Source organism: Paraburkholderia aspalathi, from assembly GCF_905220735.1.
GTDB lineage: Bacteria > Pseudomonadota > Gammaproteobacteria > Burkholderiales > Burkholderiaceae > Paraburkholderia > Paraburkholderia aspalathi.
On sequence record NZ_CAJNBA010000001.1, the window covers coordinates 1070911 to 1084490 of the forward strand.

The 13580-nt window shown below is 61.2% G+C and carries 13 protein-coding genes; 7 read left to right on the top strand and 6 right to left on the bottom strand.

Annotated features, from left to right (window positions below; all coding sequences use genetic code 11):
• Window positions 1-42 precede the first annotated feature (42 nt).
• Entirely contained in the window at window positions 43-699 is a 657-nt protein-coding gene (locus tag KHO30_RS04750) for a GntR family transcriptional regulator (RefSeq protein ID WP_054033469.1), read from the top strand.
• Between the two features lie 42 nt (window positions 700-741).
• Here the strand turns inward: KHO30_RS04750 and KHO30_RS04755 are convergent, their stop codons facing one another.
• The 4 genes from KHO30_RS04755 to KHO30_RS04770 all read right to left on the bottom strand — a co-directional run bounded on the left by KHO30_RS04755 (window position 742) and on the right by KHO30_RS04770 (window position 3714).
• On the bottom strand, window positions 742-1479 hold the full coding sequence (locus KHO30_RS04755; RefSeq protein WP_054033467.1) for an amino acid ABC transporter ATP-binding protein: 738 nt from the start codon (window positions 1477-1479) through the stop codon (window positions 742-744).
• Window positions 1457-2146 (bottom strand): amino acid ABC transporter permease, encoded by a 690-nt coding sequence (locus tag KHO30_RS04760; protein ID WP_054033465.1) that lies wholly within the window; start codon window positions 2144-2146, stop codon window positions 1457-1459. The genes KHO30_RS04755 and KHO30_RS04760 overlap by 23 nt, the downstream gene beginning before the upstream one ends.
• A complete protein-coding gene (locus KHO30_RS04765) occupies window positions 2146-2814 on the bottom strand; it encodes an amino acid ABC transporter permease (protein ID WP_211700189.1) in 669 nt (222 codons plus the stop codon). Before KHO30_RS04765 ends, KHO30_RS04760 begins: the two co-directional genes overlap by 1 nt.
• Window positions 2815-2883: 69 nt before the next feature.
• Window positions 2884-3714 carry a transporter substrate-binding domain-containing protein gene (locus KHO30_RS04770; protein ID WP_211700190.1) on the bottom strand — a complete coding sequence of 277 codons (831 nt, stop codon included), beginning with the start codon at window positions 3712-3714 and terminating at the stop codon, window positions 2884-2886.
• Window positions 3715-3892: 178 nt separating this feature from the next.
• On the opposite strand from KHO30_RS04770, the gene KHO30_RS04775 reads away from it, so the two are divergent.
• Genes KHO30_RS04775 through KHO30_RS04800 form a run of 6 tightly spaced genes read left to right on the top strand, consistent with a single transcriptional unit; the run spans window position 3893 to window position 9344 of the window.
• Entirely contained in the window at window positions 3893-4180 is a 288-nt protein-coding gene (locus tag KHO30_RS04775) for a (2Fe-2S)-binding protein (RefSeq protein ID WP_093642092.1), read from the top strand.
• Window positions 4170-5594: an NAD(P)/FAD-dependent oxidoreductase gene (locus KHO30_RS04780; protein ID WP_244863943.1), complete on the top strand. Its 1425-nt coding sequence runs from the start codon at window positions 4170-4172 to the stop codon at window positions 5592-5594. The genes KHO30_RS04775 and KHO30_RS04780 overlap by 11 nt, the downstream gene beginning before the upstream one ends.
• Complete coding sequence (locus KHO30_RS04785) at window positions 5591-6751, top strand: NAD(P)/FAD-dependent oxidoreductase (RefSeq protein ID WP_211700191.1); 1161 nt, start codon at window positions 5591-5593, stop codon at window positions 6749-6751. The genes KHO30_RS04780 and KHO30_RS04785 overlap by 4 nt, the downstream gene beginning before the upstream one ends.
• The gene (locus KHO30_RS04790; RefSeq protein WP_211700192.1) at window positions 6748-7698 is read left to right on the top strand and encodes a dihydrodipicolinate synthase family protein; all 951 of its coding nucleotides are present in this window, start codon (window positions 6748-6750) and stop codon (window positions 7696-7698) included. Before KHO30_RS04785 ends, KHO30_RS04790 begins: the two co-directional genes overlap by 4 nt.
• Window positions 7695-9116: a dihydropyrimidinase gene (gene hydA / locus KHO30_RS04795; protein WP_200619717.1), complete on the top strand. Its 1422-nt coding sequence runs from the start codon at window positions 7695-7697 to the stop codon at window positions 9114-9116. The genes KHO30_RS04790 and hydA overlap by 4 nt, the downstream gene beginning before the upstream one ends.
• Window positions 9117-9122: 6 nt before the next feature.
• Complete coding sequence (locus KHO30_RS04800; RefSeq protein ID WP_211700193.1) at window positions 9123-9344, top strand: FmdB family zinc ribbon protein; 222 nt, start codon at window positions 9123-9125, stop codon at window positions 9342-9344.
• Window positions 9345-9393: 49 nt separating this feature from the next.
• On the opposite strand, the gene KHO30_RS04805 is transcribed toward KHO30_RS04800, so the two are convergent.
• Together KHO30_RS04805 and KHO30_RS04810 are read right to left on the bottom strand one after the other, a co-directional pair.
• Window positions 9394-11136 (bottom strand): thiamine pyrophosphate-binding protein, encoded by a 1743-nt coding sequence (locus KHO30_RS04805; protein WP_211700194.1) that lies wholly within the window; start codon window positions 11134-11136, stop codon window positions 9394-9396.
• A 373-nt stretch (window positions 11137-11509) separates the two neighbouring features.
• A complete protein-coding gene (locus KHO30_RS04810; RefSeq protein WP_093641753.1) occupies window positions 11510-13252 on the bottom strand; it encodes a methyl-accepting chemotaxis protein in 1743 nt (580 codons plus the stop codon).
• Between the last annotated feature and the right edge of the window lie 328 nt (window positions 13253-13580).

The window sequence follows — 13580 nt, forward strand, 5'->3', positions numbered from 1 at the left end:
CATACAATACGTATACCGTGCATCCGAATTGAGTGAGACGACGTGACAGCATCTTCCCTGACAACCCCGGAAAAACTCGGGGAACTGGCCTATCAGACTTTGCGGCGAATGATCCTCGACAAGGCATTACGCAGCGGCGGCGCTGTCGTTGAAGGGCGGCTGGCCGAGGAACTCAACATTTCCCGCACGCCCATGCGCGAAGCGTTGCTGCGGCTTGAGGGCGAGGGGCTGCTGACGCGCGCCGGGGCCCGTTCTTATTCGGTGCGCTTTGTCAGCGCGCAGGAATATTTGCAGGCGATGAAGGTGCGCGAGCTGCTCGAAGCGGAGGCCGTCGGCCTTGCCATCGGCAAGATCGACAAGAAGCAGATCCAGCAACTGATAAAGAAGATCAAGGCTCTGCGCAGTGGGCAGCAGGAGCAGGAACACTGGCAGATCGACGACCAGGTTCACACGATGATGGCGCATGCAAGCGGCAACGACGTGCTCGCGCGGACGATCGAAGTGGTGCGCACGAACAGCCGGTTGTTTGAACTCACGACACCTTTCAATCGAATCGAGGAGGATCGCGCCGAACACCTTGCGATCCTCGAAGCGTATGCTGCCGACGACGCGGAAGCTGCACGCGCTGCCGTTCGCACGCACTTACAGAATCTGCGCAGTTTCGTGCTTAACCGTCTGAGTGGAGGCAGCGGTCCCTGAGCCGGATTGACCTGCTAGTGGCTCGCGGCCCCAGCGACTCCATCAGTGACGCAGGATCTTGCCGACGAATTCACGCGTGCGCGCTTCCTGCGGGGCATCGAAAATCTGCTGCGGCGAGCCTGTTTCGATCACATGGCCACCGGCCATGAACACGACTTTCGACGACACCTCGCGCACGAAGCTCATCTCGTGCGACACGATGAACATGGTGATGCCCTCCAGCGCCAGAGCGCGAATCGTATCGAGCACCTCGGTGACGAGTTCGGGGTCGAGCGCGGCGGTGACTTCATCAAGAAAGAGCACGTTTGGCTTCAACGCCAGCGCGCGAGCGATCGCCACACGTTGCTGCTGACCGCCCGACAACTCGTCCGGATACGCTTTCAGTCTGTGTTCCAGGCCCACGCGCGTGAGCAACCGGATGGCATCGTCTTCCACCTGCTTGCGCGGCCAGCCCTTGATCCGGGTAGGCGTGATCATCACGTTGTCCAGCACAGTCATGTTCTGGAACAGGTTGTATTGCTGGAAAACAATCGCGATTTCCGAGCGCAACGACCGCACGGCCGCCTTGTCCCCGTAGTTCACGAGATCACCGTTCAGCCGTACGCTGCCGTGCTCCGGCGGCAACAGCCCCAGTAGAACGCGCAGCAACGTGCTCTTGCCCGATCCGGACGGCCCGATCAGGCTGACGATTTCACCTTTCTCGACTGACAGGTTGATACGTTCAAGGACCGTGTGCGGCCCATACGACGCCTTCAGATCAACGATTTCGAGTTGCGGCAAGTTTCTTCTCCAGGCGCTTACCCAAGCGCGACAACGGGTACGACATCACAAAATAAAGCACCAACACCGTTCCATACACGAGCCACGAGGAAAACCCCTTGTTGGTGAGCACCTTGCCGGCGGACGTCAGTTCCATCACGCCGATCTGCGAGGCGAGCGCCGTGTCCTTGATGAACATGACGAAGAACCCGAACGTGGGCGGCACGATCACGCGCCACGCTTGCGGCACGATGACGAAGCGCAGCGATTCGAAGTACGAGAAATTCAGCGTTTGCGCGGCTTCCCACTGATTTTTATGGACCGATTCGAGTCCGCTTCGAATGATCTCGCCAAGGTACGCGGACGCGATCAGGCAGACGCTCAGCGACGCGACGGCGAACGTCGAGAGATTCGCTTTCGACGTTTGGCTCGCGAAGAACACGAGCATCAGCGTGACCAGAAACGGGATGCGGCGAAACAGGAAGCAATAGACAAAGGCGAGGGCGCGCAAAGGCGCCATCGTGCGGGAATGCGTGACGCGGACAATCGCTATGACAAAGCCCGCGAGAAAGCCCGTAAAGCAGCCGGCAGCCGATAGCACGAAGGTTGCGGCGAACCCTTCCACTAGCAACAGCAGGTTGTAGAAAGAAAACAGTTGCGCGATTTCGGCGTGTGAGGAAGCGAACATCAGAACACCTTGATTTTGGCGCGGCAGACATGACGCCCGATCATCGCCAGCGCGAACGTCGCGATCAATGTGACGGCGACATACAGAACGGCGGCCACGCTGAACGCTTCGACCGAAAGGTAGGTTTGTGAACTGAGGTTGTACGTGCGCCCCGTCAGTTCCTCGACGCCGAAGATCGACGCCATCGACGTGCCGAGCGTCATGACGATGAACTGGTTCGACAGCGGCGGGAACATTACCTTCAGTACGTGTGGAAAGATCACATGCCACACGATCTGCGGCGTGGAGAAGCCGAGTACTTCTGCGGCCTCGATTTCCATTAGCCGGACCGAATTGAACCCTGCGCGCTGGATCTCGCACAGATACGCGCCCGCATTGAACGTCGCCCCGATCAGCACCGCTGTAAACGGCGACAGGGTCACGCCGATCTCAGGCAGTGCGAAGAACAGGAAAAAGATCTGCACGAGTTGCGGCGTATTGGTCGCGAATGCGACATAGGCCATCACCACCTTGCGCAGAAACGCCGGCCCGTAGCGCAACACCGAAGCACAGACGAGGCCGATGATCATGCCGAACCCAAACGCGAGCACGGCGATCTGCAGGCTGAGCCATGCGCCGGCAAGCAGATAAGGCCACTGCTGAAGGATGGGCTCGAAATGTAAGGTCATCGAATAGTGGCTCCCGTCGGATGCGCAGTGCTCGTCCGTTACGGCGACGAGCGCTGTCGCCAGTTTCCCTTACTGCGCGGCTGCAACAGGTGTAGGTGAGGCGGTCGGATCGTGCAGCATGGCGCTGCCGAACCACTTCTTCCAGCTTGCGGCGACAAAGCCGTTCTTCTGCAACGCGCCGATTTCCTTGTTCAGACGCTGCGTCAGTGCCACATTACCCTTTTGCACGCCGATGCAGTCGTAGTCCACTTCGATCGGCGCATCCACCACACGCCATTTCGTCGGATAGTTCTTCGTGTAGCTCAGCATGAAGTCGAGCACGTCGATCAATGCGTCGGCGCGGCCCTGAGCGATCGCGCGAACCGCATCCGGATAGTTGTCGAGAATCAGAAGCTGCGCCTTGGGCAGTTTGTCATGAATCAGCTGAATAGGCGTCGTGCCGCGTACCTGAACGAGGCGTACCGCCGGATCGTTCAGCTGGGTCCAGTCTGAATACGACGTGGCCTGTGTCGTCAGGATACCTAGCACTTCGGTGTTGACCGGGTCGGTGAAGTCGATCACCTTCAGGCGGTCCGCGTTGCGCGTCATGCCGCCCATCACCGCGTCGATCTTGTCGGTCATCAGAAACGGCACGCGATCGTTCGAGCCCACCGGAACGATCTCAAGCTTCACGCCGAGCGAGTCGGCAATCTTCTTAGCAATACTGACATCGAAGCCGTCGATGTTGTTTTTCGCATCGTAAATGCCGAGCGGCGGCAGGTTCGGGTTGATGCCGAACACGATCTTCTTCGACGCGATGATTTCGTCGAGCGTGCGGGCGCTGGCGCCCAACGAGCCGAGCAACGCGCAGGCGGCAACACCCACGGCGAGCATGCGGGTGAGGAGGGTAAAGGATTTCATGCTGCAACTCCGTAATAGGTTCGGGGGCGAATGCTGACCTTTCTGGCGCGTGGTTCGGGCATCTCCAGGACCGCCTTTATTTTGGCCATTTTGCGTATACGAAACGTATACGATAAGATAAAAACATCGACGAAATTAGTTGTCAAGGGAGCCATGCCCCATGCTGGATGAGAGGACCATGCGCATCGAGAAGGCAGGCGGCGCGGCTACAGTGAGGTTTCTCTTCGACGGCCGGCCGGTGCGGGCGCGCCAGGGCGAAAGCGTGGCGGCGGCGTTGTTCGCCTCGGGTACGAAGACCTTGCGGGCGAGTCCGCGCAATGGCGCACCACGCGGCATGTTCTGTTTGATGGGGTCTTGTCAGGAGTGTCTGGTCGTAGTCGATGGTCGCCGCGCGCTTGCATGCCGGACAACGGTCATTGAAGGAATGCGCGTCGACAAAGTACCGGAGATCGGCCTTGATATCTGAGTTCGATGTCCTTGTGCTCGGCGGCGGCCCGGCCGGCGTGAACGCGGCGCTGGCTGCGTCGGCAGCAGGTCTCAAGGTCGCGCTGTTCGATGAGAACCCGGCGGCCGGTGGGCAGGTCTACCGCGCACCGGTCAGCGCCGCTGTTCCATCGAGTGCGGACCAGCAAGCGGGCGACGCGCTACGGCGCGAACTCGCCGGAAGTAAGGTCACCACCTACTTCGATCACGTGGTCTGGGCGGTCACCGCCGACTATCGCGTCGATGCCGTGGGTCCGGCCGGCCCCGTGCATTGCATTGGGCGTGCGCTGATCGTCGCAGCGGGAACCACGGAACGTGTCGTTCCCTTCGACGGGTGGACCACGCCCGGCGTCATCGGGCTGGCCGCCGCAACGATCCTCCTCAAATCGCAAGCCATCCTGCCGGGCCGCTCGACATTAGTCGCAGGCTGCGGGCCGCTGCTTGCGGCCGTCGCCGCGAAGACGATAGAAAGCGGCGGCAAGGTCGAAGCAATTGCGGATATCGCGGGCGTCGGCGACTGGGCCCGCGCACTCCCCGCCATGGTGTCGCGCCCTGATTTGATGCGCGAGGGTTTCCGCTGGTGGCGCGAAATTCGCCACGCGGGTGTGCCGATTCATGCGCGGCACACGATAGTTAAAGTCGAGCCGGCCGGCGATCAGCTGCGCGCCACTCTGGCGCCGTGTGATGCAGCAGGGCGGCCCGTCTCCGGAGAGCTCCGCAGCGTGGTCGCGGACTGCATCGCGGTCGGTCATGGGCTGACCCCGTCAACCGAAATCACGCGTCTCCTGCGGGCGGAGCATCGGTACTCGCGGCAGGCGGGCGGATGGATCGCCGTCACCGACGAGAACTGCCGCACCTCGCGCCCGCGGCTCTACGTGGCGGGCGACGGCGCAGGCATCGCCGGCGCGGCCGCAGCGAGCCAACATGGCACGCTCGCGGGACTCGCCTGCGCCATCGAGCTTGGCGGTGCGGACATCGCCGGGCCCCGGTCGCGACTGTCGTCCGCGCGTCGGGCGCACCTCAAGGCGGCGCGCTTCGGTCGCTCGATGGCGCAATTGATGGCGCTACGACCCGGCCATACCGACGGCATTGGGCCGCAAACCATCGTGTGTCGATGCGAGGACGTGACGCGCGCCGAGATCGACGCCGCCTGCGACGCCGGCGCGCACGACGTGAACCAGCTCAAGGCCTGGACGCGCTGCGGCATGGGACCGTGCCAGGGTCGCACGTGCGGAGATGTAGCGGCGGAACTGCTTGCGGCACGCGCATGCGGCGGCTCGCGCGAACGCGCGGGCTGTTTTTCGGCCCGCACGCCGTTGCGGCCCGTGACGGTTGAAGCGCTGACGGGCGAGTTCAGCTACGACGACATTCCGATCCCGAAGGCTGCGCCGCTATGAGCCAGCCGACGACAACCGCATTCGACGTCGCCGTGCTTGGCGGCGGTGTGATGGGCTGCACCACCGCACTATTTCTGGCGCGAGCCGGCATGCGAGTGGCGGTGATCGAGCGCGATGCGCTGTGCCGTGGCGCGTCGGGCGTCAACGCCGGCACGCTGACGCTGCATATGACGCGTGCCGCGCTCGTTCCCTACGCGATCCGCGCGTGGAAAATGTGGATGAACACCGACACGTGGCTAAGCCACGGCGTGCTTGCGACGTCGGCGCCCGGCCTTTCGCTCGCCTTCACCGAATCCGAGAAAGTGCTGCTGCAGCAACGCGCGGCGGCGAGGCGCGAGTACGGCGCGCAGATCGATCTGCTCGACCGGGATGCCGCGCTCGCCGTCGAGCCAGGCCTGAATCCCGCAATGCTGCAAGCTGCGTACTGCGCAACCGATGGCTTCGCGAGCGCCTATCTTACTGGCCGTGCTTTCCATGCGGCATTGCGCGAAGCGGGTGTACACATTTTCGAGCAGACACCTGTCACGCGCATCGAGCGCGTCGCGGGAATGTATCAGGTGTACGGCCCGAACGACGCCATCCGTATCGACGCGACGCGTCTGGTGATGGCGGGCGGCGTGTGGCTGGAGCCCCTGCTCGCGATGCTCGGCATCCGCATCCCCGTCAAGACGCTCGTCAATCAGTTGATCGTCACTGAACGCATGCCGCCCGTGATGAAGTCGGTGCTGAGCATCGCGAACGGGCTGCTGTCGATGAAACAGTTCGCCAACGGCAGTGTCCTGATAGGCGGTGGCTGGCAAGGCATCGGCGATCGCGAGCGGGGCGGCGTGGAGACCGTGCCGGACAACCTGATCGGTAATCTCCGGCTTGCGCAGCATGTGATTCCCGCGCTTGGCAAAGCGCGCGTGGCCCGCATCTGGCTCGGCCTCGAAGCCGAAACGGCCGACGCCATGCCGATGATCGGTGCGCTCCCCGGTTTCCCTGATGCGTGGGTGATCGGTTGCGTGCATTCCGGTTACACCAGCGGTCCCTACATGGGCAAGCTGCTTGCCCAGGCCATGCTCGGCGAAGAACCCGAGCTGCCCTTGTTCGATCCGGCGCGGCTTGTCGTTCATGACGATGCGCCCGCCCAACTTCATCGGGAAAAGACAGAATGATCCCTACGCATGCCGACCCATTCAACGGCGTTTATGCCGCTACGCTGTGCCCCCTCGACGCGGATGGACGACACCTGGACGAAGCGGCGCTCGAGCGGCATATCGAAGCGGTGGCGAGCGTCGACGGCATTGTCGGGCTATTGGTGAACGGCCATGCCGGCGAGAACTTCACGCTCTCGGCGGCCGATAAGCGACGTGTCGTGGAAATTGCGCATGCCGTCTGCGGCGATCGCTCGATCATCGTAGCCGGCGTGAATGCCGAAGACAGTTACGAAGCGCAGGCCCACGCAAACGACGCAAGACAGGCCGGCGCCGACGCCATGCTACTGTTTCCGCCGTTCTCCTGGGCGCTGTCGACCGATCTCGACACCGTTCTGACGCATCACCGCATTGCCAACGCCGAGGCCCGCCTGCCCATGATGCTTTACCAGGCCGGCGTTGCCACGGGCGGCATGGCCTACACGCCGCAGATGCTTGCCGCGCTCGTCGGCTTGCCCGAGGTCGTTGCGATCAAGGAAGGCAGTTGGGAGACGGCCGCGTACGAAGCAAACCGCCGGCTCGTTAAATCGATCGCACCGCATGTGGCCGTGATGGCATCCGGCGACGAACACCTGTTCACCTGTTTTGCGATCGGTACCGAAGGCAGCCTCGTCAGCCTTGCGGCTGTTGTGCCCGAACTGGTCGTGGCACTGTATCGCGCTATCGAACACGGTGATCTCGGCCGCGCGCAGCAGCTTCACGAGCGCATCTATCCGCTTGCGAAGGCTATCTACGGAACCGCGCCGGGCTCGTACGCCAATGCGCGCCTGAAAGCCTGCCTGCACTTGCTGGGCCATTTTCCGCATCCGTCGATGCGCCCGCCGATCCCACTGCTTTCCCATGCAGAGCTGATGCGTCTCGAAGACGCGCTCGCCATCGCAACCGATACTCAACGGAGTGGTTTATGAGTTCGACCCCAACCCTCATCAAAGGCGGCCGCATCATTACGGCCGTTGACGACTACGTCGCCGACATCCTCGTGGAAGGCGAGCGCATCGTCAGTATCGGACTGAATCTCGACGGAGGACCGGATGCACGGGTGATCGACGCGGCAGGACTGCTGGTGTTTCCTGGTGGCGTCGATTGCCACACGCATATGGAGAACACCTTCGGGGCCTCGGTGACCTGCGACAACTTTGCGTCGGGCACACGCTCGGCCGCCTTCGGCGGAACGACGACGATTATCGATTTCGCGTTGCAAACCGCCGGCACGAGTCCGCTCGATGCGATCTCGCGGGCGCAATCGAAAGCCGCATCGGCCGCGAGCATCGATTACGGGTTTCATGTGATCGTGACGCAGGTGGACGAGCGCGTGCTCGGCGACATGCAATACGCGATTCGTCACGAAGGTGTCTCGAGCTTCAAGATGTTCATGGCCTATCCCGGCACGGTCATGTCGGACGACGCCGCGATTTTTCAGGCAATGCGAATGGTCGGCCAGCACGGCGGCATGATCGCGTTGCATGCCGAGAACGGCACGGTCATCGACCTGCTGATTCGCGAGGCGCTCGCTCAAGGCCATACCGCGCCGCGTTATCACGCGCTGACGCGGCCCGCGATCATGGAGGGCGAAGCGACGCATCGCGGCATCAAGCTCGCCGAACTCGCCGAAGCGCCGGTTTACTTCGTGCACCTTTCGGCGAAAGAGGCACTGAAGCATGTGATCGAAGCGCGCGACCTGGGCATTCCGGTGTTTGCGGAGACCTGTCCACACTATCTGTTCTTCGACGAGTCGGCATACGCAGACGACAGCTTCGAGCTCGCGCGTTACGTGATGAGTCCGCCACTGCGCTCGAAGGAAGCGCAGAACGCGCTCTGGACCGCGCTCAAGACCGACGATCTGCAACTGATCTCGACCGATCACTGTCCGTATTGCATGAAGGAGGGGCATCGCGGCAACGTCAACCAGAAGCCGCTTGGACGCGACGATTTTTCGAAGATCCCGAATGGCGTGCCCGGTGTTGAAACGCGCATGACGGTGGTCTACGATGGTGGCGTACGCGGCGGCCGCATTTCACTGAATCGCTTCGTCGAATTGATGTCGACTGCGCCAGCCAAGCTCTTCGGGCTGTTCCCGAAGAAGGGAACGTTAGCGATCGGCAGCGACGCCGACATCGTCCTGTTCGATCCGAACGAGTCGCATACGATCAGCGCGGATACGCAGCATGGCGATTGCGACTTTACGTTGTTCGAAGGCCACGCGGTCACGGGCCGGGTGAAGAAAGTGCTGTTACGGGGGGAGTTACTGATCGACAACGGAGACTGGGTCGGACGGACCGGTCAGGGACAGTTTGTCCCGCGCGGCGAACTGGGCGGTCACTGGTAGAGCGTCATGCCAATCTATGAATATGCCTGCGACGCATGCGGGACGTTCGATTCCATCCGCCCGGTCGCGAGGCGAGATGAGCGAACGCCGTGCCCCGAGTGCGGCCTGCTGTCGCCGCGCATCGCCAGCGGTGCGACGGTGTTGCTGGCGCAACGCGGCGAGACCATGCCGGCGGAAGAAGGAGCTTATGGCTTCAGGCATCAAGGTGGCTGCGGTTGCTGTCGCTAGAAAGCTGACCCGACTGCGCAAACGACCGCTGCACCTTGATAGCTGCTGTTCAAGCCGCGCATTCCGCGTAGTACCGATTCGGTGCCGGAAAAACGCCGGTCATCACCTCGATCAGGAATGGACCGTTAAGCTGTGACGCATCGCTCAGCGCATCTGCCAGATCATCGAGGTCCTCAACCCTGCGCGACGCGACACCAAGCGAAGCGGCAAAAGCAGCCCATTCATGACTCGGCAGCTCGCTGAACTGCGCCGGAATGGAGCCATTGCTGATTGCGTCGATATGGACCGCGCCATGCGCAGCATTGTTCAACACGACATAAAGCACCTTTACGCCGTATCGGGCTGCGGTCTGGATCTCCATGCCGTGCATCAACATGCATCCGTCTCCGGTCACGACGACACAGGGGCGCTCCGGGGCCGCAAGCTTGACGCCGATCCCGGCGGCGACTGCCCAACCCATCGGCGCGAGGGAGCTGGATGAGAAATAGTTGCCAATGCCCGACGAGAGCCAGTAGTGAGCCATGAATATCCGGTGGGCGCCGGAATCCACGACAACGTTTGCATCCTTGGGCAGGAGTTGACACAGTTGCTTGACGACGTCTCCTGTATAGAGCGCTTGATCGCCATCTGAACCCCGCACGCCGGGTTGCTCGAACTTATAGTCGTACAAAGGAGTTTCGTTGACCTCGGCGACCCATGCTTTTCTTCTTTCCAACACCGTGTGAAAGTCGGCGCTCCGGCTCGTGTCCATCTGGGACAGCAAGCGGAATGTGGCGCCAATCCCGGAGAAAACTCTGCCGCGCGCGACATGCCCCGTCGCGGGTGCGTCGAAGCTGTCGTCGAAGATGATCAGTTCCTTCCAGGCGGAGAGCTTCTCCGTCCAGTTCATGCTGTCGCGCTGATTCAGGTCGCTGCCGAATACGACGAGGACGTCAAGCTCGTCCGAGTTGATGACGCGGACGGCCCGCGAGTGGCCCGAGAATCCGTACACGCCGAGCGAAAGGATATGGTCCTCAGGAAACGCTCCCTTTCCCGAGAGCGTGGTCGCAACCGGAATGCAAAATTTTTCGGCTACGTCGAGCAGGACCTTCGCGGTTTCCGGGTCATTGCCGCGGCTACCGATCAGGAACGCGACTCTCTTCGATTTGAGCAGATACCGGTTGCACAAGGCCTCCAACGCAGCGCGGTTCGCGGGGACCTCGCAGGCGTTGAACTCGTCATGATCGTATGGTTGCCGTGATGCATTGTGGCCGGGCAGCACTTCCTGCCGCTGAACGTCGACAGGGATGCTTACGAAGGACTGCGCTCGACGCATCCAGTTCAACCCATCTGTCGCGCGGCGCATCTCGGCCTGAAGATTGTCTTTGTTCTTCAGTTCAACAACATTTTCGACCAGGCTCCTTACCACGCCGCTTTCAAAAATGCCGCTCTGCGTAGCATCCTGGAACGCACCTTTGCCTTCCGCACGCGACGAAACCCCTCCGGCGATATAGAGCATGGGAATCCGGTCTGCGTGAGCGGCCGCCATACCGGGCACGAAATTCATGGTGCCCGGTCCGGAAATCCCCACGCACACGCCGAATTTTCGGCTGGCCCGCGCATAACCATCGGCCATGAAAGCACTGCTGGTCTCATGCGCGCAAACAATGCCGCGGATCGATGGCGATTTGTCGATTGCATCCAGCAGTGGGTAGATCATCTTCCCCGGCACGAGGAAGACGTGGTCGATTTTCGCGACTTCCAACGACTTCACGACCGTTGTCGATACATTGAGAGGAGCGTGTGATTCCATATTTTTTGAGTACGATCCGAGTAGAAACCAATAATCGGATCTCGCTATCTCTCATCCGGACGTCGCGCGTGGCCCTCGAAAGAGCAACGTGACGAAGCCGGCGGCACAACGCCGGTATGTGGAGACAGCGAGACGGCCCTGAACGCGTTGCACACCGGCTGCAATCGCGTCCCGTGCTGCTGCATCGAGCCCGCCTGAAACGGGCCCGTGTCTCCATCCGTGAGTACTCTTTCTCGATTACGACGTCGCTCGCATGCACTGCCTCAATGGAGGCGAGCGCTGCGAGGTGTTATCGACCATGCGGCGCGCGAGAATCGCGAACCTCGGTCCGTTCGACTACAGGTAGACGTTCAGCTTGAACGCGTTGCCCCGTTCAGAATGTCTGCCAGTCGGCAGCTTCATTTGCACTGGTCGCGGCTGCGGCCGCGGTGCTTGCACTGCTTGTTAAACGTGGCGTCGCCGCGGGCTTTGCCAACTTTGCCGGGGATGCCACCTGCGGCTTGCGATGCGGTTCCTTCCGAGCTGCGTTCACAGGTGACATAGATACGCGCCTGACGTCGATCTTGAAGAACGCCACCGCTGCACGCAGACCCTGGGCCTGCTGCGCCATCGACTGGGCCGCCGCCGAAGCTTCTTCCACCAGCGCGGCGTTCTGCTGGGTGACCTGGTCCATCTGGTTGACTGCCTGATTGACCTGCTCGATGCCGGTGCTCTGTTCTTGCGACGCCGACGAGATTTCGCCCACGATATCGGTGACACGCTTCACCGACGCGACGATCTCATTGATCGTGCCGCCCGCCTGCTCGACAAGATTCGAGCCCACCTCTACCCGATTGACCGAATCGGCGATCAAATCCTTGATTTCCTTTGCGGCGCTGGCACTACGCTGCGCAAGCGCGCGCACTTCGCCGGCAACGACGGCGAAGCCGCGACCCTGTTCGCCGGCACGAGCCGCCTCGACCGCCGCGTTGAGCGCGAGGATGTTGGTCTGGAAGGCAATACCCTCGATCACACTGATGATCTCGGACATTTTGGTCGAACTGGCGGAGATATCGCGCATCGTTTCGACCACCTGCCCGACGACGTCGCCGCCTTGCTGTGCGATGCCGGAGGCCGTACCGGCGAGCGTTGCTGCCTGCTTCGCGTTATCCGTGTTGTGACGGACCGCAGCGGTCAGTTCTTCGATGCTCGAGGCGGTTTCTTCGAGCGATGCTGCCTGCTCCTCTGTGCGGCTCGACAGATCCAGATTCCCTTGTGCGATCTGCGCACTTGCCGTCGCCACGCCTTCGGCGTTCTCGCGGACTTCCGCCACGACCTGCGCGAGCGCATCGCGCATTGCTTTCAGCGATGCCATGAGGCTGGTCGTATCGCCGGGACGGAGGTCGATGCTTACGCTGAGATCGCCCGCCGCCACGCTTCTGGCGAGGTTGGCGGCTGTCGCCGGTTCAGTGCCCAGTTGTCGTGTCAGATTGCGGGCCATCCAGACGCCGATGCCCCAACCGATCAACATGGACAAGACCACCAGAACAATCATCAGATTGCGGCCGTCCTCGTAGACCTTGTCGTTAGATCCGGCCGTCGCTTGGGCGTCGCTCTGTTTCACATTAACCAGCGTGCCCATCAGGACCAGGGTCTTGAACCCCTTCTCATGGTATTCGCCCAACAGATAGGCAGTCAGGGCAGCTTGATCCTGTAGTCCAGCGGCGTTAATCCGGCCTTTCATTTCATCGAAGGCCTGTATGTAGTCGTGCCAGCCCTGATCGAGATCGGCGAAGGTCGCCTTCCCTTTATCGGTGTAGACGAGGGGCTCGGCTTGATTGAGGTGCTCGCGCGCCGAGGCCAGGGCTTTTTCGGCTTGGCCTAGCGAGGCAGTCCGCTGCTCGGCAGTGGAAGCCAGAATGGCGTTGCGTAGATAGGTACCGACTCTCAGCACATCGGCGTTCGCTTGCTGGATCTGGTTAAGCCCCACGAGATCCATTCGATAGGTCGTGTCCGCGTTGTCGCTGATCTGTCCCATGCTGCGGACACCGATCACACTGACGATGGCACTGATGACTGATACGAGGATAAAGGCGCTGATTAGTTTGGCGCCGAGCTTCATATTGCCGATATTCATAGCTTGCTTCGTCAACGTGAAAAAATTGGAACAAAGAAATAGATCCAACGACGCTCGCGCGTCGCCGGATAGTCGGCAATGCCGTCCGGGGATGCGGCAAGTGCTCCATGTATTCAGTTAACGGCAGGCACAATCTATTCTTCATACCAATTATCGTTTACGCGCAAATTTATCGTATTTTTATGCTTCCAAGTTATTACTTTGTAAGGTTTGGAGCGAAGACGAATGCCGAAGGTCCAGCGACTGAGCGCTGCAGATGAGATGACGTTTCGACAACTGGCAGTCCGTTCATCGCGTCTTGATAGACTTGCGCGTACGGAAAGAGATG

What these genes read in the sequence shown, in the direction of transcription:
- hydA (WP_200619717.1), top strand. Translation starts at nt 7,695, where the DNA reads ATGAGTTCGACCCCAACCCTCATCAAAGGCGGCCGCATCATTACGGCC.
- KHO30_RS04800 (WP_211700193.1), top strand. Translation starts at nt 9,123, where the DNA reads ATGCCAATCTATGAATATGCCTGCGACGCATGCGGGACGTTCGATTCC.
- KHO30_RS04805 (WP_211700194.1), bottom strand. Translation starts at nt 11,136, where the DNA reads ATGGAATCACACGCTCCTCTCAATGTATCGACAACGGTCGTGAAGTCG.
- KHO30_RS04770 (WP_211700190.1), bottom strand. Translation starts at nt 3,714, where the DNA reads ATGAAATCCTTTACCCTCCTCACCCGCATGCTCGCCGTGGGTGTTGCC.
- KHO30_RS04775 (WP_093642092.1), top strand. Translation starts at nt 3,893, where the DNA reads ATGCGCATCGAGAAGGCAGGCGGCGCGGCTACAGTGAGGTTTCTCTTC.
- KHO30_RS04785 (WP_211700191.1), top strand. Translation starts at nt 5,591, where the DNA reads ATGAGCCAGCCGACGACAACCGCATTCGACGTCGCCGTGCTTGGCGGC.
- KHO30_RS04790 (WP_211700192.1), top strand. Translation starts at nt 6,748, where the DNA reads ATGATCCCTACGCATGCCGACCCATTCAACGGCGTTTATGCCGCTACG.
- KHO30_RS04760 (WP_054033465.1), bottom strand. Translation starts at nt 2,146, where the DNA reads ATGTTCGCTTCCTCACACGCCGAAATCGCGCAACTGTTTTCTTTCTAC.
- KHO30_RS04810 (WP_093641753.1), bottom strand. Translation starts at nt 13,252, where the DNA reads ATGAATATCGGCAATATGAAGCTCGGCGCCAAACTAATCAGCGCCTTT.
- KHO30_RS04765 (WP_211700189.1), bottom strand. Translation starts at nt 2,814, where the DNA reads ATGACCTTACATTTCGAGCCCATCCTTCAGCAGTGGCCTTATCTGCTT.